The 18,959-nt window shown below is 58.1% G+C and carries 20 protein-coding genes; 2 read left to right on the top strand and 18 right to left on the bottom strand.

Features of this window, described 5'->3' with window-relative positions:
* Positions 1-60: 60 nt before the first annotated feature.
* The 12 genes from recO to D4A39_RS01700 all read right to left on the bottom strand — a co-directional run bounded on the left by recO (position 61) and on the right by D4A39_RS01700 (position 10,999).
* Complete coding sequence (gene recO, locus D4A39_RS01755) at positions 61-726, bottom strand: DNA repair protein RecO (protein ID WP_022984504.1); 666 nt, start codon at positions 724-726, stop codon at positions 61-63.
* Positions 713-1,624 carry a GTPase Era gene (era, locus tag D4A39_RS01750; RefSeq protein WP_022984503.1) on the bottom strand — a complete coding sequence of 304 codons (912 nt, stop codon included), beginning with the start codon at positions 1,622-1,624 and terminating at the stop codon, positions 713-715. Before era ends, recO begins: the two co-directional genes overlap by 14 nt.
* The gene (gene rnc, locus D4A39_RS01745; RefSeq protein WP_031226063.1) at positions 1,617-2,279 is read right to left on the bottom strand and encodes a ribonuclease III; all 663 of its coding nucleotides are present in this window, start codon (positions 2,277-2,279) and stop codon (positions 1,617-1,619) included. The genes era and rnc overlap by 8 nt, the downstream gene beginning before the upstream one ends.
* A gap of 20 nt (positions 2,280-2,299) precedes the next feature.
* Positions 2,300-2,680: a DUF4845 domain-containing protein gene (locus D4A39_RS01740; RefSeq protein WP_022984501.1), complete on the bottom strand. Its 381-nt coding sequence runs from the start codon at positions 2,678-2,680 to the stop codon at positions 2,300-2,302.
* A gap of 1 nt (position 2,681) precedes the next feature.
* The gene (gene lepB, locus D4A39_RS01735) at positions 2,682-3,473 is read right to left on the bottom strand and encodes a signal peptidase I (protein ID WP_022984500.1); all 792 of its coding nucleotides are present in this window, start codon (positions 3,471-3,473) and stop codon (positions 2,682-2,684) included.
* A complete protein-coding gene (gene lepA, locus D4A39_RS01730) occupies positions 3,473-5,272 on the bottom strand; it encodes a translation elongation factor 4 (protein ID WP_022984499.1) in 1,800 nt (599 codons plus the stop codon). Before lepA ends, lepB begins: the two co-directional genes overlap by 1 nt.
* Before the next feature lie 179 nt (positions 5,273-5,451).
* Positions 5,452-6,879, bottom strand: coding sequence for a DegQ family serine endoprotease (locus D4A39_RS01725; protein WP_119917384.1), 1,428 nt, complete (start codon positions 6,877-6,879; stop codon positions 5,452-5,454).
* Positions 6,880-6,889: 10 nt separating this feature from the next.
* Positions 6,890-7,366 carry a SoxR reducing system RseC family protein gene (locus tag D4A39_RS01720; protein ID WP_022984497.1) on the bottom strand — a complete coding sequence of 159 codons (477 nt, stop codon included), beginning with the start codon at positions 7,364-7,366 and terminating at the stop codon, positions 6,890-6,892.
* Positions 7,366-8,331: a MucB/RseB C-terminal domain-containing protein gene (locus D4A39_RS01715; protein ID WP_119917383.1), complete on the bottom strand. Its 966-nt coding sequence runs from the start codon at positions 8,329-8,331 to the stop codon at positions 7,366-7,368. The genes D4A39_RS01720 and D4A39_RS01715 overlap by 1 nt, the downstream gene beginning before the upstream one ends.
* A 3-nt stretch (positions 8,332-8,334) precedes the next feature.
* Entirely contained in the window at positions 8,335-8,907 is a 573-nt protein-coding gene (locus tag D4A39_RS01710; RefSeq protein ID WP_119917382.1) for a sigma-E factor negative regulatory protein, read from the bottom strand.
* A 4-nt stretch (positions 8,908-8,911) separates the two neighbouring features.
* The gene (gene rpoE / locus D4A39_RS01705) at positions 8,912-9,496 is read right to left on the bottom strand and encodes an RNA polymerase sigma factor RpoE (protein WP_022984494.1); all 585 of its coding nucleotides are present in this window, start codon (positions 9,494-9,496) and stop codon (positions 8,912-8,914) included.
* 219 nt (positions 9,497-9,715) lie between these two features.
* Positions 9,716-10,999, bottom strand: a complete 1,284-nt coding sequence (locus D4A39_RS01700) for a hypothetical protein (RefSeq protein ID WP_022984493.1) — start codon at positions 10,997-10,999, stop codon at positions 9,716-9,718.
* Positions 11,000-11,199: 200 nt separating this feature from the next.
* Here D4A39_RS01700 and nadB point away from each other — a divergent pair, with 200 nt between their 5' ends.
* The gene (gene nadB, locus D4A39_RS01695) at positions 11,200-12,795 is read left to right on the top strand and encodes an L-aspartate oxidase (protein WP_119917381.1); all 1,596 of its coding nucleotides are present in this window, start codon (positions 11,200-11,202) and stop codon (positions 12,793-12,795) included.
* 47 nt (positions 12,796-12,842) lie between these two features.
* Here the strand turns inward: nadB and D4A39_RS17610 are convergent, their stop codons facing one another.
* Both D4A39_RS17610 and D4A39_RS01685 read right to left on the bottom strand, forming a co-directional pair.
* Entirely contained in the window at positions 12,843-13,250 is a 408-nt protein-coding gene (locus D4A39_RS17610; protein ID WP_147393872.1) for a hypothetical protein, read from the bottom strand.
* On the bottom strand, positions 13,207-13,467 hold the full coding sequence (locus tag D4A39_RS01685; RefSeq protein WP_022984490.1) for an FAD assembly factor SdhE: 261 nt from the start codon (positions 13,465-13,467) through the stop codon (positions 13,207-13,209). Before D4A39_RS01685 ends, D4A39_RS17610 begins: the two co-directional genes overlap by 44 nt.
* A gap of 212 nt (positions 13,468-13,679) precedes the next feature.
* Between D4A39_RS01685 and ygfZ the strand changes: the two genes are divergently transcribed.
* Entirely contained in the window at positions 13,680-14,618 is a 939-nt protein-coding gene (ygfZ, locus tag D4A39_RS01680) for a CAF17-like 4Fe-4S cluster assembly/insertion protein YgfZ (protein ID WP_022984489.1), read from the top strand.
* Between the two features lie 99 nt (positions 14,619-14,717).
* Here the strand turns inward: ygfZ and D4A39_RS01675 are convergent, their stop codons facing one another.
* The 4 genes from D4A39_RS01675 to lysS form a co-directional block, all read right to left on the bottom strand.
* Positions 14,718-15,830 carry an enoyl-CoA hydratase/isomerase family protein gene (locus D4A39_RS01675; RefSeq protein WP_233552382.1) on the bottom strand — a complete coding sequence of 371 codons (1,113 nt, stop codon included), beginning with the start codon at positions 15,828-15,830 and terminating at the stop codon, positions 14,718-14,720.
* Between the two features lie 129 nt (positions 15,831-15,959).
* On the bottom strand, positions 15,960-16,655 hold the full coding sequence (ung, locus tag D4A39_RS01670; RefSeq protein ID WP_022984487.1) for a uracil-DNA glycosylase: 696 nt from the start codon (positions 16,653-16,655) through the stop codon (positions 15,960-15,962).
* The gene (locus tag D4A39_RS01665) at positions 16,648-17,316 is read right to left on the bottom strand and encodes a TetR/AcrR family transcriptional regulator (protein WP_022984486.1); all 669 of its coding nucleotides are present in this window, start codon (positions 17,314-17,316) and stop codon (positions 16,648-16,650) included. Before D4A39_RS01665 ends, ung begins: the two co-directional genes overlap by 8 nt.
* A gap of 119 nt (positions 17,317-17,435) precedes the next feature.
* Positions 17,436-18,923, bottom strand: coding sequence for a lysine--tRNA ligase (gene lysS, locus D4A39_RS01660; protein ID WP_022984485.1), 1,488 nt, complete (start codon positions 18,921-18,923; stop codon positions 17,436-17,438).
* Between the last annotated feature and the right edge of the window lie 36 nt (positions 18,924-18,959).

The raw sequence follows: 18,959 nt of genomic DNA, 5'->3' as shown, positions 1-18,959 counted from the left end.
TTTTTTCCTTGTATCGAATTCTGTACTTAGCATCGCCGCCCAGCTTGAAGCCCGGTCGGGTCAGCGAAAAAGCTCCCGGCTCTTGAGGGGCCTGTCGCCAAGATGCGGAGCCAACAAGGCCCGGCACAAGTGCAGGGCAGCCTTGCGAGTTGCGGGTTGCCAGTCACCATTGATCACCGCCAGTAGATCATTTCCCGAATACCCCTGACTAGCCGCCAACAGTCCTTGCTCCGGGTCCAGTTGGTAATAGCGGCCAGCCTGTACGGGCTCCCCCTGTATATCCTGACTCAGGTCTATGCCGTAGCCCATTTCGTCCAGCAGCCCCAATTCAAACTGACGCAATACCACATCCTGGGGCTCCCCGTCGGCCAGCCAGCCAAGGGCCTGCTCGTAAAGCGGCCAAAGATCGGGGTGAGGGTCATCGCGGTGGAGCAGACGCGTCAGCAATTCATTGAGGTAAAAACCACAATACAGGGCTTTCCCTTCCAGCTTGACGGCGGAGCCTGCAGGCTCGCAGCTCCGCAGGGAATATAACTCCCCAGACGACTTCAGCTCGACCAGCAAGGGACGAAACGGCGCCAGCGAAGGGTCCTTGCGCCCTCCCCTGACCACCGCTCCGATACGACCCAGACGGGGCACGAATAACTCGACAATCAGGCTGGTATTGCGAAACGGGCGCCGGTGAAGCAGCCAGGCGGGTTGGAGAGCGTCCTCAGCGTGGCTCATCGTAGCCAAGTGAGCGCAACGCGCGGGCGTCGTCAGACCAACCCGCCTTGATCTTCACCCACAGATTGAGCATCACTCGTCGCTCAATCAGCCGTTCGATATCCTCACGGGCCTGGGTGCCGATCTGTTTGATACGCTCACCCTTATCGCCAATCAGAATCTTCTTCTGACCCCGGCGCTCAACCAGAATCGCCGCCGAGATGTCAGTAACACGGGGGCCGTCTTCCCACAGCTCCACTTCTACACTGACCTGATGGGGGACTTCCTGGCCCAGCTGGCGCACCACTTTTTCGCGGATAATTTCAGCGGCCATGAACCGCAGGCTACGGTCCGTCAGTTGGTCCTCGTCATACCAGAAGTCCCCTTCCGGGAGACGCTCCACCAGGGCTTTTTCCAGCTCCAGCAGATTCTGTTCTTTCAAGGCAGACACCGGGATCACCGCCTCGAAGGGATAACGCTCACTCAACGATTGAATGTGCGGCAACAACTCAGCCTTGTCCTCAAGGCTATCCACCTTGTTGATAATCAACAGAACCGGCACGTCCGGGTTAGCCGGTAACAACGACAGGACGTGCTCGTCCGCCGCCGTCCATTTCAGTCCATCGACCATCATACACACCACATCCACGCCACTGAGGGTGGATACCGCCGCATCATTCATCGCACGGTTCAAGGCGCGGTCCTGCCCGGTATGAATCCCGGGGGTATCGGCAAACACGATCTGGTAATTATCACGGGTATGAATACCGTGGATACGATGCCGGGTGGTCTGCGGCTTACGGGAGGTGATGCTGACTTTCTGCCCGATAAGATGATTCATCAGGGTGGACTTGCCCACATTGGGACGCCCGACAATGGACACCATGCCACAACGAGTCACATCGGCATTTTCAGTCATACTGCTGCTCCAGCCAGACCAGGGCATCCGCCGCCGCCTGCTGCTCAGCTTTGCGGCGGCTGGCCCCCTGGGCCGCAAACGTTTTCTCCACCTGCTCAAGTTCGCAGGTCACATCAAAGGTCTGTTTAGGGGCCAGACCCTCGACCTTGATCACTTGATATACTGGCAGTTCGAACTTGCGCGCCTGGAGCCATTCCTGCAAGCGGGTTTTGGCATCTTTCTGGGCATTTTGCGGAGTAATTTTTTCAAGACGGCTTTCATACCAGCCCAGTACCACCTGCCGGCAAGTTTCTTCTCCACCATCAATCAGCATAGCGCCGATAATGGCCTCCAACGCATCGGCAAGAATGGAATCTCGACGGTAACCACCGCTTTTCAGCTCCCCTCCGCCCAGCGTTAAATGGTCACCGAGGCCCAGCTCACGTGCAACCAGCGCCAGCGTCTGACCCCGCACCAGAGTGGCGCGCATGCGGGTCAACTGACCTTCCGCGGCCTCCGGAAAACGGGAAAACAGGGCTACCGAGATAATCTGGCCGAGCTGAGCATCGCCCAGAAACTCCAGGCGTTCGTAGTTGCGATGCCGGCTGACGCTGCGATGGGTCAGCGCCAGCTCCAGCAAGGAAAGATCCTGAAACTGATAGCCCAGCCGGGCCATCAGCCTATTGAGGTCCTGAATCACTGGCGAACGTCTTTGGTAAAGTCTTCCTGAAAAGTCATGACAATACTGACGTTGTAGAACAGCGGCTCACGCACCTCATAGTCCGTAGACACCGTCAGAATTCCACTTTCTTTTGAAATAGCCAGATCATCAACATTAATCACGCTCACCTGATTGATGGTGAAGCGCTTGCTCAACGCATCACGGACTTCCCTTGGCGACATAAGAGCCGTCTTGCTGTCCTGCATCAAGGAGCGAACGGTCGTACCAATGGTGTTATTTTCCATGTAGGCGGGCACCATTCGAAATGCCGCCGTACCCAGAATCACAGCCACCAGAAGAATTACGGCCCAGCTGATCAGGGAGATCCCATGCTGCCGTGAGGGCTTTGTCATCATTTTAGTTTGCCTCCACCTTGTCTATCGCACCATTACGAGAAAAGCTGGGCAGGGAGAAGATCGGTTTCCAGTGCATCCAGATCAGGAAGGCCTCCCCCACCACCAGCTCTTCAGGGACTATACCCCAAACCCGGCTGTCTTTACTGTTGTCACGATTGTCGCCCATCACAAAATAGGCTTTCTCGGGAATATTCCACTCGCCCTCGATATCGATGTTCGGCTGCTTGCGGCCGGTAAACGGCGCGATCTGCCCCATGTGCCACATCATGTGGTCCACTTCACCCAGCTTTTCGATGTATTCCGCCTGCCAGTAACGACCGTTGTCGTCTTCCCGAACCAGCGTCTGTGACACCAGTTCCCCGTTGATAAAGACCCGGTTATCGCGAATTTTCACCACATCCCCGGGCAGACCCACCACCCGCTTGATGAAATTCTGATTGCGGTTCTCAGGGTATTTGAAAACCATCACATCGCCGCGCTTCGGCTTGCCAGTCTCGATGATCTTGGTGTTGGTGACCGGCAATCTCAGACCATAGGCAAACTTGTTCACCAGAATAAAGTCGTTGACCTGAAGTGTCGGCATCATGGATTCCGAGGGAATAGTAAACGGCTCCACGATGAAAGAGCGAATCACCAGCACCACGAAGAAAACCGAGATCAACGAGTTGGAGGTTTCAACTGCACTGCCGATCGGGCCGCCCTTCTCCTTCAGTTTCAACAGCCTGTCGATACCCCACACCACCAGCGTCACGGCCAGGGCCAGGGTCAGCCAGAAACCAATATCGATATCCATCAATCATCCACCTTGAGTACGGCAAGGAAGGCTTCCTGGGGAATCTCCACGTTCCCCACCTGCTTCATTCGCTTTTTGCCTTCTTTCTGCTTCTGCAGCAGCTTCTTCTTACGGGAGACGTCACCGCCATAACATTTCGCAGTCACGTTCTTGCGCAGGGCCTTTACCGTCTGGCGTGCAATGATCTTGCTGCCGATGGCCGCCTGAATGGCCACATCAAACATCTGCCGCGGCACCAGCTCCTTCATCTTTTCGCACAGGGCCCGGCCACGGTAGGCGGACTGGTCCAGATGGCAAATCATGGCCAGGGCATCCACCTTGTCACCATTGATCAACACGTCCACCCGCACCAGTTTGGTCGCTTCGAAACGCTCAAAGGCATAATCCATGGAAGCAAAGCCGCGGCTCACCGACTTGATGCGGTCGAAGAAGTCCAGCACCACTTCCGCCATGGGAATGTCATAGGTCAGTGCCACCTGCTTGCCCAGGTACTGCATGTTGATCTGGCTACCGCGACGTTCCACACACAGTGAAATCACGTTCCCCACAAATTCCTGGGGCACCAGGATGTTCACCCGGGCAATGGGCTCGCGGAACTCTTCGATCTTGTTGCCTTCCGGCAGCTTGGAAGGGTTATCTACATAGATAACTTCATCACTGGACAGCAGCAGCTCATAGACAACCGTCGGCGCCGTGGTAATCAGGTCCAGATCGTATTCCCGCTCCAGCCGCTCCTGGATGATTTCCATGTGCAACATGCCCAGGAAACCGACCCGGAAACCAAACCCAAGGGCATCGGAGGTTTCTGGTTCATAGAACAGCGACGCATCATTCAGGGTCAGCTTGGCCAAGGCATCGCGGAAATCTTCATAGTCATCCGCACTCACCGGGAACATCCCCGCATACACCTGCGGCTTGACCTTCTTGAACCCGGGAAGGGCCTTAACATCAGGCGTCTTGGACAGCGTCAGGGTATCGCCCACCGGCGCACCGTGGATGTCCTTGATACTGCCACTCACCCAACCCACCTCACCGGCTTCCAGCTGTTTGGTCTCGGTACGCTTGGGGGTGAAGATGCCGAGCTGATCCACCACATGGGTCTGACCGGTGGATTTCACCAGAATCTTGTCGCCTTTCTTGAGCACGCCATGCTTCACACGCACCAGCGAGATCACACCCAGATAGTTATCGAACCAGGAATCAATGATCAGCGCCTGCAAGTCGCCGTCACGCTCACCTTCAGGAGCCGGGATGCGCTCGACCAACTGTTCCAGCAGGTCATCAATGCCCACCCCGGTCTTGGCGGACACCCGGCAGGCATCCATGGCGTCCAGCCCGATGATTTCTTCGATCTCGTTGATTACCGCTTCCGGCTCGGCCTGCGGCAGATCGATCTTGTTCAGTACCGGCAGCACTTCCAGGTCCTGCTCGATGGCGGTATAGCAGTTGGCGACGGACTGGGCTTCCACGCCCTGGGCCGCGTCCACCACCAGCAGCGCCCCTTCACAGGCCGACAGGGAGCGGGACACCTCGTAGGAGAAGTCCACGTGTCCGGGGGTATCAATGAAATTCAGCTGGTAGGTCTCGCCATCACGGGCCGTATAGTGCAGCGTCACGCTCTGCGCCTTGATGGTGATGCCACGCTCACGCTCCAGCTCCATGGAATCGAGTACCTGCTCTTTGAGCTCACGCTCACTGAGGCCGCCACAGACCTGGATAAAGCGGTCCGCCAGCGTGGATTTACCATGATCGATGTGGGCGATGATGGAGAAGTTGCGAATATTCTTGATGTCAGTCATAGGGCCTGTAAGCAATCAGTCGTTGCCGCGCCGGCCCGCGGGTCCGGGACCGTATCGTCACCGGAGCGCGGTGACACCAAAACAAAAACGGCAAACAATGGGCCGCGATTCTAGCGGATAACCGGGGTTGGTTGCACGGCACACCGCTGAGTGTGCCGCAAAAACCCGGCCGGTGGACCCTATTGTAACTTCAGGGGCAGGAATCGGGGGTTGCCCTCCCGGTTCACCAGCGCCGCCACGGTGCCGGTTTCCGGCAGCTCAGCCACGGCCTGTGCAAAGGCTTCCGGGCTGTCCATGGGCACATTGTTGAGGGTCACGAGAATATCGCCCACGGCGATCCCCGCCTTGCGGGCTGGCCCCTCCTCCACAGCAGTGACGATGACCCCTGCCTTCAGTTCCAGTCGGCTCAGCTCGGCCGGGCTTGCCGCACGGACTTTCAAACCCAGGGCACTGCCCTCATCGGATTTACCCACGCCGCCCTGCAGGGCCATTTCCGGGTCATCCGGCAACAAACCTATGGTGACCGTCAACGCCTTCTCCTCGCCATCGCGGATCACGGTGACATCAGCATCTGTTTCCGGTTTCACCAGCCCAACCCAACGGGGCAACTCAGAGGAACGGTAAATAGCTTCGCCGTTAAATTCGGTGATGATATCGCCGGCCTGAATGCCTGCCGCTTCGGCCGGGGAATCCTTGAGCACCTGGGACACCAGTGCGCCACGGGGCTGCTTGAGACCGAACGATTCAGCCAGATCCCGGTCGACTTCCTGAATCAGTACTCCCAACCATCCACGGCTGACCTTGCCGTGATCCTTCAGCTGGGCAACGACATCCATGGCCATATCAATGGGAATGGCAAAGCTCACCCCCATGTAACCGCCAGAGCGGCTGAATATCTGGGAATTGACCCCTACTACCTGGCCCTTCAGGTTAAACAGGGGACCGCCGCTGTTGCCCGGGTTGATGGCAACATCGGTCTGGATAAACGGGACATAACTGTCGCTGGGCAGGCTGCGCCCCTTGGCGCTGACAATCCCGGCAGTCACACTGCTGTCAAAACCAAAGGGGGCTCCGATGGCCAGCACCCACTCCCCTACCTTCAACTCGGCAGAAGAACCGATATCTGCCACTGGCAGATCTGCCCCGTCGACCTTGAGCAAGGCGATGTCACTCTGCACATCCGCGCCAATCAGTTCGGCCGGCAATTCGCGGCGATCCTGCAAGCGCACCATGATTTCATCGGCATCCGCTACCACATGGTTATTGGTCAGCACGTAGCCATCGGCAGAAATAATGAAGCCTGACCCCAGGGAGCGGGCCTCCTGTTCTTCGGGAATAGAGGGCATCTCGCCCCCGCCAAACTGATCGAAGAAGCGACGAAACAGCTCGGGGATCTGCTCCATTTGCTCTCGCATGGAATTGGCATCGCGATGGGTCACTGTACTGATATTCACCACCGCCGGACCTTCCTTTTCCACCAACAGGGTAAAATCCGGCAGTCCGGTAACCAGTGGCTCAGCAGAAGGTTTCTCAGATTCGGAACACGCCGTCAGCAAGGTGGCAAACACTACCAGTACCAGCCCGGCAAGCTGGAAAAATCGGCTCATGACGTTCTCCTTATTTTTTCGCAGGATGAATCTCCACCGCCTGACAGTGGTCGTCCCCTGACCCTGTCACGCGGGGTTGGTAAGCCTGATTATGGCCATTTCGACGGCTGATGACACGATTGATGGCGAAACCGGCCAACAGACCGGTGACGCCTAAAAGAGCGGAAGCATCCACGGCGGTCACCGGCAAAGCCGAGCCCACCAGCGCCCCTGCAAACAGCAGCAACAGTGGAAGCCCGTAGACCCACAGGGCACCGCGCATTAACGCCCCTTCAGGCAACGCCAGGGTTACGGTATCACCGTTTTGGAAATGGTCAGAATCGACCGGGACACGCAGCCGGGCACGTTGACCGGACTGCTGTTGATTAATCAGATGGTGGCCACAGCCTGCCTTGGCTTTGCAGGCCCCGCAGGTTGACGCGCGCACCGTCTCCACCCAGATCGCTCCGGGCTCCACTGCCACGACAACGCCCTGTTCGTGAAGCATCAGTGGCTTGCGTCCTGCACCCTGACGCTCTGAATGACCCGCTCGGCGGTCGCTTGCGGGATTTCCCCCACCAGCGTCACCAGATACGCACCGCTCGGTGCGGTAAGACGACGACTGACTGCCACCGTCGGTCCAACCCGGCTAACGCCCTCTTCCACCGAACCGTCTTTGACTTCTTCCACAAACACCGTGAACGCTGCCAGGCCATCGGAATAGCCCTGTGCGGCGACTGGCGCACGGTCATCTTCCGCATGGCGCCAATCTTGTCCTGTCGTTTCAAATCCCGCCGGCAGCCACTCTGCGCTCAGCGCCAGTTTCTGCATTACGTGGGACGGCGGCAGGCTGCTCAGATCGCTCTGGCTGATCACTTCCGGCAGGGCAAAATCCGCATGTGTCAGGCCGGGTGCCAGCTCGATACTGACAAATTCCACCCGCTCCAGCGCCACGCCACTACCATCGACCACTTCAGACTTGAGCAACAAGCGGCTGTCGCGGTCCAGCCACAGGCGATAGCCATAACGGTGGGTATCCAGGGGGGCCACCCGCATGCGGGTCGCATTCCGGCCCGCGACACGACCGTCACCGTCTACCAGAATGTTGTATTGCGCAGGGACATCTTCGGCCAACCGCTGGGCCAGGGCCAAAGGGCCGGTTTCGGTGCGGCTGATCCGCGTAAGAGTACGATCCGGATGCAGGCAGACCACTTCGTCGCCCCGGCGGATCACTTCGACCAGTCGACCATCAAGGTGGGTGAGTCGCTGATGTTCCTTGCCATCCAGCACCGCATGACGAATTTCCATGGTGCTGACTTCAGCACCAAACTGGTAAAGGAAACGACCGGTGTAGTTCAGGGAACGGTTAGCCTGGGACATGGCCTGAAGCTGATCATGCGCTGGCCCGTCTTCGGCCAACGCATGCAAGGGGGATACGAGGGTCAGGGACAGCGCAAGAACACGAAGCTTCATTCGTTATTTGGCCCCGTGACGTGCATCCATGCTGACCAGACGGGCAAAGGGCATCATCCCCTGGCCGCTATGACGGGCAGCAAAGTCACTGTGGCGCAGCAACATGTCGTTAACGCGGGGCTGGGCCGCAGGCACCGCCGTTGCGGGGGTAGCCACTGGACGCAAGCTCTGCGACACCAGTGCCGCCTCACCCATCGGCCGGTTCAGACGTGAATCCTGGGCAGCGGCCAATGCCGGCACCGCAGCAGTGTTACCCGCCTGCCCGGTCTCCCAGGCTTGCCAGCCCACCACCGTTGCCGCAGCCACAGAGGCAGCCACCGCAAAGCGCGCCATACCACTCATCCAGGCAGGACGGCGAGCTGGTGCACCCTCGGCGGTCAACGCCGCCGACAATGCCGTATTAAAATCCGCAGGAACGGCTGCACTGGCCTGCCCGTGCATCACATCACGTGCAAGCTGCCAGCGTGCCAGCGTTTCCAGTTCGGAATCATCGATGTCTCGCATCACCCGACGGGTTTCCAGCTCACTGGTCTCCCCGTCAAGGAAGGCAGACAGCGTTTCCAAATCCCTGTTCATAGACTCACCCTTTATCGCCTCGCTGTGAGCCCAGCAAGGGCCTTACAGCTTCGTCAATCGCTTCCCGAGCCCGGAAAATACGGGATCTCACCGTACCCACCGGACACTCCATCACCGCCGCAATGTCCTCGTAGCTGAGTCCTTCAAACTCACGGAGGGTGACGGCAGTCTTCAGTTCCTGGGGCAGATCCTCAATCGCAGCGTGGATCACTGCCTCCAGTTCTTCTGACAACACATGAGACTCCGGGGTTCCAATTTCATGCAGCATTTCTGCCCCGGCATATTGCTCGGCCTCTGCAGCATCCAGATCCGAGCCAGGCGGGCGCCGACCAGCGGCCACCAGATGGTTTTTGGCGGTATTGACGGCAATACGGTATAACCACGTATAGAAGGCACTGTCACCACGGAAGCGTGGCAATGCCCGCCAGGCCTTGATAAAAGCTTCCTGCGCCACATCCTGTACTTCATCCGGGTCGCGGACGTAACGATTGATCAGGGCAAAAATCCGCTGCTGATACTTGCGCACCAACACCTCAAACGCCCTCTGATCACCCGTTTTGGCTTTTTTCACCAACTGTTCGTCTGACACCGATCCCCCGGATCCATTGCGAAATGCGTAACTCGGATAGTGGCTGGAATCATCCAGCCCGGTAAACGCGTTATTGTAGCAGGAGTTCGGGCGGCAGCCACACCCCAGTGCGCGGAGGGTGTTGATTTAGCACGCTTTTCACATTGCTTGCAAAATTGACCCGCGCCTGCGAAAGGTTAGGACAGGCAAGGGGCGAGAGAGTTCCCGCCCAGGAGAGGTTTAGAACGGAATGGAGCACCCCATGCCCCCGAACTTCTTCTTGACCTGGGCCATACACCCACGCATCAGCAAACCGAAAGGATCCCCTGGCATGTTTTCACATACTTTCTTGGCGGCATAGGCCTTGCTGCATTCGGTCGCCGTCGCCTCGAGTCCGGTAGCTTGCACCGGCTCGGGATCAGGGGTTACCGACGCCAGCGACATTCCCGGTTGCACGTCTGATTCCAGCCCCACCACCCTGGGCTCACTCACTTCGATCATGGCCGCCACCACATCTGCCGGCAAACCTTCAACGGTTAGCCAGCTCGCCTGCTCTGCAGAGAACCGCGCGTAGGGCTTACCTGCGGCCTGGATGCTCGCCACCACCTCTGGGGCGGAGCGCTTGCGATACGTCTGCTTGAGCACATCCATCACTCGTTGCCCGGAGGGGCCAATGAACAGCAACCGATCATTACCCTGGATATCCGCTACAAACTCCGGATGCTGATCAACGATCTCACCATAAGCCACCAGGCGATCCTGTCGCTTCTGGCCTGCCAGTACGGCGGCCAAATGCTGAGACACCAACGGGCGATAGAATTTAAGCTTCGGGTCATCCAACGCCGCAACCAGGGTGTCCACATCCGTCGACTTTTTCAGCCGGTCATACAACGGCTGCTCATCATAAACACGGGCCGCCAGCTTTTCCTCATGCGAAAAGAACGAGGCATACCAGGCCGCATCAACCACTGCCTGATTGCCACGAATCTTGCCGTAGGGGATCCAGCTCATGAAAACCGTGCCTCGATAATGCGCATTTGCACTGTAGACAAGCTCGTCCCCCGAGCGCATTTCGATAGTCGTGTCCCATTTATCGGGAATGACGCCCGGCAAAATCCCCAGGGAGAATACGCTGGCAAAGGTGGTTACCAGCAACGTTCCTGCTTTTACAAGACCTTCGCCACCGAAACCCGGCCGGTGGCGAGTGATCGTGATATCCAGCGGCGGCATCTCGCCTTCATGCAGCCAATGCGTTGCCGCGATATTCAGCTCATCCGTGCCACTCGACTCGGGCTTGGCCTCGATACGCTGCTGCATGTCCTCGCTCGCCCATGAGAAGGCGTTAAATGTGGCTTTTCCCTTACTGTATGGAATGATCGGGTTTTTGGGGTTGGTATTGAACAACGCAACCGTGTCCTGGGTGATTGGGGTGCCCTGCTCCGTGTAGTAATTGGCTGACGCACAACCACCGAGCAACGCACTGACTAACGCTCCGACAAGCAGACCTTTACCGTGCCGTTTCATGAATGTCCCCAAAGAATACTGATAGTGTTGAGTCCGCCACCTACCCCCCGGTGATGCCGCGACAACGCTTTCACGGGAAATTAACAACACTGTCACAACGCCGCATACCCCATTTGGGGGATAGACCACTTTTGATCATTTAGCCGGAGCGGAAATCACCGCTATACTGGCGCCGTTCACGCCACAGACAGGATCGGTTCATGGCCACCTACCGACACGATGTACTCATCATTGGCTCCGGCGCCGCCGGGCTGACCACGGCACTGCGTTTGCCCGATGAGTGTCAGGTTGCCCTGCTCTCCAAGGGAGAGCTCACCAGCGCCAGCACCTACTACGCCCAGGGCGGGGTCGCAGCCGTGCTGGATCAGCAGGACTCACTGGAAAGCCATGTGGCCGACACCCATGTGGCCGGAGCGGGCCTGTGCCGGGATGAAGCCGTGCGCTTCACCGTGGAAAACGGGCCAGACGCGATTCGCTGGCTGATTGATCTGGGCGTGGATTTCACCCGCTTTGAAGGGGGAGACGATGGCACGCTGCCTTACCACCTGACCCGTGAAGGGGGCCACAGTCACCGCCGCATCATTCATGCAGCTGACGCCACCGGCAAGGCCATTTCCAGCACCCTGATCGGCCAGGTAAAGCAGAAACAGAACGTCACCCTGTTTGAACATCGCGTGGCGGTGGACTTGATCCTTCAGGAACATCACGGCCAGCGACGCTGCTGCGGGGCCTACATCCACAATATCCGCACCGGTGAAACCGATGTGGTGCTGGCGCGCTCTGTTGTGCTGGCTACCGGCGGCGCCTCCAAGGTGTACCTGTACACCTCCAATCCGGATGTGGCGACAGGGGATGGTATTGCCATGGCCTGGCGTGCGGGCTGCCGTGTGGCCAACATGGAGTTCATGCAGTTTCATCCCACCTGTCTTTATCACCCCAAAGCCAAAAGCTTCCTGATCACCGAAGCGATCCGCGGGGAAGGTGGCCATTTACTGCTGCCCAATGGCGAACGCTTTATGCACCGCTTCGATGAACGCGGTGAACTGGCCCCCCGAGATGTGGTCGCCCGGGCCATTGACCATGAAATGAAACGCCTGGGGGCTGACTGCCTGTACCTGGACATCAGCCACAAACCCGCCGACTTCATTATCGAACATTTTCCCACGGTCTACGCCAAGTGCCTGCAACTGGGCCTGGACATCACCCGTGACCCTATCCCGGTGGTCCCCGCCGCCCATTACACCTGCGGCGGCGTGGTCATCAACGAACATGGCGAAACCGACGTGCCAGGGCTCTATGCCATCGGCGAAACCAGCTTTACCGGCCTGCACGGCGCCAACCGCATGGCCAGTAACTCGCTACTGGAATGCTTTGTCTACGGCAAGGCAGCAGCCGACAACATCGCCCGGCATCTCGCCGAGCTACCCGAACCCCGCGACGACGCCGAATGGGATGAATCACAGGTAACCGATTCCGACGAAGACGTAGTCATCAGCCATAACTGGGACGAGCTGCGCCGGTTCATGTGGGATTACGTGGGGATTGTGCGTACCGAAAAGCGCCTGGAGCGGGCATTGCACCGTGCGGAATTGCTGAAGAAAGAAATCGGGGAGTACTACAGCAACTACCACATCAGCAACGACCTGCTGGAACTGCGCAATCTGGTGGTTATCGCAGAGCTGATCATCCGCTCTGCCATGTCCCGAAAGGAAAGCCGCGGCCTGCACTTCATGCGCGATTTCCCCGACAGCGTGGACAACCCGAAAGACACCGTCCTCACCCCGGGCACGTTTTAGCAGGCGCTGAAAGTCGCTCACGCCGGCGGCAAGAAAACACAGCAACCTCAGCGCTGGCGATTCAGCCAGAGCCATTGATAGTAGGGCTGAAGCTGCTCAAGAGGCGCCTGATCCTCGAACAGGTGCCACCAGCCCCTGGGAGTTTGCAACGCCAGCCAGGGGCCCAGCCTCAACACCCTGCCCGGTCGCTCCAATTGTTGCTGCACTTTCCGGTGGTTGCTCACCCACAGCGCGCCATCCTGCATCGCCAGTGCACGCACTTCCATGGGGCACCAGCGCTGCAACAGCAGCGGCAAGCTTGCTAACAATGCCCCGGATACCCACCAAGGCAATGAGCTCAACAGAATCGGAATCGAAGTCACCGCCATCGCCACCCACTTGAGTCTCGCCGGATAGCGGGAAGCCGACAGCTCAATCCTTGCGTAAGGAGACAAGGGCAAGGACATGGCGGACATAGTCCCGCAGTTCCTGATCGGCCGGTTCACTGCGATAGGTAAACCACTCGAACATGTCTGCATCCTGGCAGTCCAGCAGTCGCGGGAACCAGGCCTGATGCTCAGCCGACTCGCTGTCGAAGTGGTCATCCAGGTAGGCATACAGCACCACCTCGACCTCTGACGCGCCACGACGGCACTGCCAACGGTACTTGCGTTTAAGATCCTCGTTGCTCATTAAGGGCTTCCTGATAACAGAGTGGTCCAAACCGTGGGCGCATTATCCAGCACATGAAACCGGGACTCCAGCGCCACCGCGCCCAGACAGCTCCCAAAGCACACCATCAACCCACCAAATTGTTATGCCGACGACCCACGCTAACGACCAGGATTCAGGTATCATGGGCGGTGAATGTCACGCTGAATGTCAGCCCGTTTCAGAGGAGTCCCATGAGCTGGTCCGACGTTATTGCCGCAAGATCCTTGGCAGACCATGCCGAATCCCCGTATCTGAGTCTCTGTGATCATCTGGCCGTGATTCGCGCCTCCGGCGAGGAAGCCGGCCACTATCTCCAGGGGCAGCTGTCCTGCGACCTGCGCGAGGTGGATCAGGGCGCACACCTGACCGGCATGCACCTGAGCCTGAAAGGTCGCGGGCTGGTCAGTGTTCGCATTGTGCGCGACGGCGAGGACTACCTGATGCTCTGCCCCACCGGGCAGCAGGACGCGGTCATCAAGGCGCTGATGAAGTACCGCCTGCGCGCCAAAGTCGAATTCTCTGTTGACCAGGATTGCGTGGTATTTGGCCTTGCCGGCGCACTACCGGGCACGAGTCCCGCTCCCGGGCAATGCCAGCCCACCGAGCACGGGCTATGGCTACGCTATCCACACAGCGAGCATGCCCTGGTCATCACCCCGTCCGCACAAGCGGACAGCGCATGGGCAGCCCTGTCGGCCGAGCGCGCCATCACCACGGCCAACGGCTGGAAGCTGGCCGATATCGAAGCCGGCGAAGGGCAAATCTACCCCGGCGCGGAAGACCTGTTCCTGCCACAGGTGCTGAATTACGATGTCACCGGCGGGGTCAACTTCAAAAAAGGCTGCTACACCGGCCAGGAAGTCGTCGCCCGGATGCATTTCAAGGGCAAACTCAAACAGCGCATGCAACGGATCGACTACAGTGCAAACCGGCCTCTTGAGGCCGGCGACGTACTACGCGATGCCGACGGCAAAGCCGCAGGCGAAGTGGTCAGTAGCGCCAGCGCCCCTCACGGTTACAGTGCCCTGGTCGTGCTGCGCCGCGATACCGACGGCACCCTGTTCAAAGACGAACAGCCACTGGACAGCCGACTGGCAGCATTGCCCTACTCCCTGCCCTGGAAGGACTGACCGCACAGCGCCAGGCATCCAGAACACCTTTTCAGGCACCCCAACGCAAACAGGCCACACCCGGTTCGGGAGCGGCCTGTTTGGTTCAGGTCTGATGAATTAATTACCCAGACTTGCCAACGGGTGCTTTGGCGCCGGGCATTCGAAGAAGCCATCAATATAGGCTCTCGGCACGTCAGCGACCTGACGATGACGGAAAGCCGGCTTGCCATCTTTGTCGATCAGCAAGGCACGCACGCCCTCGCGGAAATCACCGTGCAGCGCACACTGTACCGCCAGACACCACTCCATGCGGAATACCTCCGCCAGTGAGAAATACGTAGAGCGAGCCAGCTGCTCCCACACCAGATGCGCGGTCTGCGGACAGCCTTTTTCGAGATTGCGCAGCGCCTTGTCCAACCAGGCATCCCGATCCTTCTCGCCCAGCAGTTGCTCAACCACCACCGTCAGACTTTCACCGTCGCACAACCGATTGATCTGCGCCATATGATCCATCAGGGGATGAGGCATCCCGGACATGTCGACCTGCTGCTCGCGGAAGAAACGGTACAGCACCGCATGATTATCGCGGGCATCACCCGCAAACGTCTGTTGGCCCAGAGCCGTCAGCAGGGCATCGGCATCATCGTCGACCATACGGTCGGCCATGCCCACTTCCACCGCCTCACGCCCATTGATGTGCACCCCGGTCAACCCAAGGAACAACCCCGCCTTGCCCGGCAAACGATTGAGGAACCAGCTGCCGCCCACATCCGGGAACAGCCCGATGGTGATCTCCGGCATGGCCATGCGAGAAGCCGGGGTAACGAGACGGAAATCGGCGCCCTGCATCAACCCCATGCCGCCGCCCATGACGATGCCACCGCCAAACACCACCACCGGGATCCGGCTGGTATGCAAGCGATAATCGAGCGCGTATTCCGCTGCGAAATACTCCTCGATCACAGGGTTACGGCTCTCGCCGGCATGCTTCACCATCGACTGATGCATCTGCACGATGTCGCCCCCGGCACAGAATGCCTTGCCCCCTGCCCCGTCCAGCCAGAGCGCCACAATATCCTCACGCTGCTCCCATTCATCCAACTGCTGATCCAGCAGGCGAATCATGTCCAGGCTCAGCGCGTTCAGTGATTTCGGGGAATTCAGTGTGGCCCGCGCAATCACATGACCACTGGCCGTAGGCAGTTCGGAAAACAGCACGCAATCAGACACAACAACTCCAAAGGGACAATTAGATGAATAATGATTCACTGCGCGAGTCAGGAGACATCCACATCTCCCGCCAAGTCCGCACAGTCATCACGCTCTCGGGGCGATCATTTCCGGTAAGGTTCGCAAGGCTTAACCTTCCTCACTCACCGCCCAATCAATTGGCGTCAGCCCCTGCTGAAGCAGGTACTGGTTGGCACGGGAGAAATGCCCACACCCCAGAAAGCCCCGGTGCGCAGACAACGGAGAAGGGTGTGGCGCAGTGAGCACGCAGTGCTTGTCGCGGTCAATCAATCGCCCCTTCTTCTGGGCATGGCTACCCCACAACAGAAACACCAGGCCTTCACGATGAAGATTCAGATGCTCCACGGCCTGGTCGGTGAAGGTTTCCCAGCCACGCTTCTGGTGGGATGCCGCCTGACCGGCCTCAACCGTCAACACCGCATTCAGCAGCAGCACACCCTGCTCGGCCCAATGAGTCAGATTGCCATGGGCCGGCGGCACATGGCCCAGATCCCGTTGAATTTCCTTGTAGATATTCACCAGCGAAGGAGGCGTTTTGACGCCGTTCTGTACAGAGAAGCTCAGGCCATGTGCCTGATGCGGGCCGTGGTAAGGGTCTTGGCCAAGTATCACCACCTTCACCCGTTCAAACGGAGTCAGGTTAAAGGCATTAAAGATATCCTGCCCCGGTGGATAAATTGTTTTACCCGCCTGTTTTTCCGCTGCCAGAAACTGGCGTAACTCGCCCATATAGGGACGCTGAAATTCTTGTCCCAAATGCTGTGCCCAGCCTGGCTCCAACGGAACAGAGGCAGCATCAACCATGAGGAACCAATTTATTCAAAAGGTTGTGAATCCGCGACTCGACAAACTCTTGCGAGGTGCGCTCAGGGTGTACCAGTAATCGCTGCTCCAGCGTCACCATGGTGGAAAGGATCAGCTCCGCATCCAGCTTGGGCTGATCGCTGCCAAATCGCTCAGCGGCAATGATCAGGCCTTCCAATTGCTGGCGGAGGTATAAATCAGCCAAATCACGCAGTCGGCTGTCCAGCACCGCTTCCTGCAAGAACGCCTGCTCTGCGACAAGATGATCACGACGGTTCGTGAGCTCATCCACAATAAACGCCGCCATCATCTGTGACGTTAACGTCACCAGTCGCGAACGATCTTCCGGATTGGAAAGACTTTCCCTGGAAAATTGTGACAGCAGCGCAAAGGCCTGCTCCTTGAAGGGCTCGATCACTTCCTTGAGTGCCCGTTCGGCAAACAGCGTGAAAGTATCAGCAATAAGGTCGGAAATATCCTTGAAGTAATAGGTGGTCGCCGAGAGCGGCACCTCAGCTTCACGGGCCACGGCACGATGACGCACTGCGCGGATGCCGTCCTGAACAATAATGGTCAGTGCCGCTTCAAGAATGGCCTGGCGGCGCTGTTCGCTGCCGGCACGACGGGCTTTTCTACCCTGATATTGGATTACACTACTCATGGACACAGTCAGCCTTTGTTATTAGCCCCAAACATCACGACAGTGATGTCATGTGTCGCTCTCCCAACGTCCGCACAACGCGAATAGGGGGCACAATCCGTGCCCCAACAGCCAGGTGCTTAACGCGCCTGAGGCCGCATGTGCGGGAACAGAATCACATCCCGGATGGAAGGCGAGTCCGTAAACAACATTACCAGCCGGTCAATACCAATCCCTTCACCGGCGGTTGGCGGCAGGCCATGCTCCAGGGCTACCACATAGTCCTCATCATAGAACATGGCTTCGTCATCACCAGCATCTTTCTCTGCTACCTGCTGACGGAAACGCTCTGCCTGATCTTCGGCATCATTCAACTCAGAGAAACCATTGGCGATCTCACGGCCGCCCACGAAGAACTCAAAACGCTCGGTCACGAAGGGGTTATCGTCCATCCGGCGAGCCAGCGGCGACACCTCGGTAGGGTACTCGGTAATAAAGGTTGGATCCTTCAGGCGGTGCTCTACCGTCTTTTCAAAAATCTCGATCTGTACCTTGCCGAGTCCGTAGCCATCCTTCAACGGAATTCCCAGACCGGTGGCGATTTCACGGGCGCCCTCCAGGTCAGCCAGTTTTGCCGCATCAATCTCAGGATTAAAGTGCAAAATGGAATCGAATACCGTAATCCGGGCAAAAGGTTTACCAAAGTCATACACATCCCCCTGGTAGGGAATGTCGGTGGTGCCCAGTACATCCTGGGCCAGGGTGCGGAGCATTTCTTCCGTCAGGTTCATCAGGTCGTGGTAATCACCATAGGCCTGATAAAACTCCAGCATGGTGAACTCCGGGTTATGCCGGGTAGACAGCCCTTCGTTACGGAAGTTGCGGTTCACCTCGAAGACCTTTTCAAAACCGCCCACCACCAGTCGCTTGAGGTACAGTTCCGGCGCGATACGCAGGTACATGTCCAGGTCCAGACTGTTGTGGTGAGTGATAAACGGGCGTGCCGTCGCTCCACCCGGGATCACCTGAAGCATCGGTGTTTCGGCTTCTACGAAATCCTTGTTGACCAGGAAATTGCGAATACCCGCGACAATTTTTGAGCGGATCTGGAACGTACGGCGGCTGTCTTCGTTAACGATCAGGTCTACATAACGCTGGCGGTAACGGGCCTCCGTATCGGTCAGGCCTTTATGTTTTTCCGGTAGCGGGCGCAGCGATTTGGTGAGCAGAAGATACTCATCCATCATCACATACAGGTCGCCCTTGCCTGATTTGCACAGGGTTCCTCTGACGCCGACAATATCGCCAAGATCCCAGTGTTTGGTGTCTTTCTGGACATCCTTGCTGGCATAAATCTGGATCCGGCCGGACATGTCCTGCAACACCTTGAATGCCTTGCGATCCAGCATCAGGCGGCCCGCAATAGCCACCTGAATCCCCTTCTCTTCCAGCTCTTCCTTGCTCAGCTCGCCATATTCCGCCTGCAGCTCAGCCGCGAGAGCATCACGGCGAAAATGGTTCGGGAAGGCATTGCCTGCCTCACGCAATTCACTCAGCTTGGCGCGCCGCTCGGCAATCAGGCGATTCTCTTCTGCCGCTTCGTTAGGAGTGTTCTGTTCGTCTGCCATGTGCATACCTTACAAGGCTCGGACGCCAGACATCTG

It is taken from the genome of Alcanivorax profundi, from assembly GCF_003597125.1.
In the GTDB taxonomy this organism is placed as follows: domain Bacteria; phylum Pseudomonadota; class Gammaproteobacteria; order Pseudomonadales; family Alcanivoracaceae; genus Alcanivorax; species Alcanivorax profundi.
The sequence above is the reverse complement of the archived record's forward strand: the minus strand, read 5'-3'. Positions and strand labels throughout refer to the sequence as shown.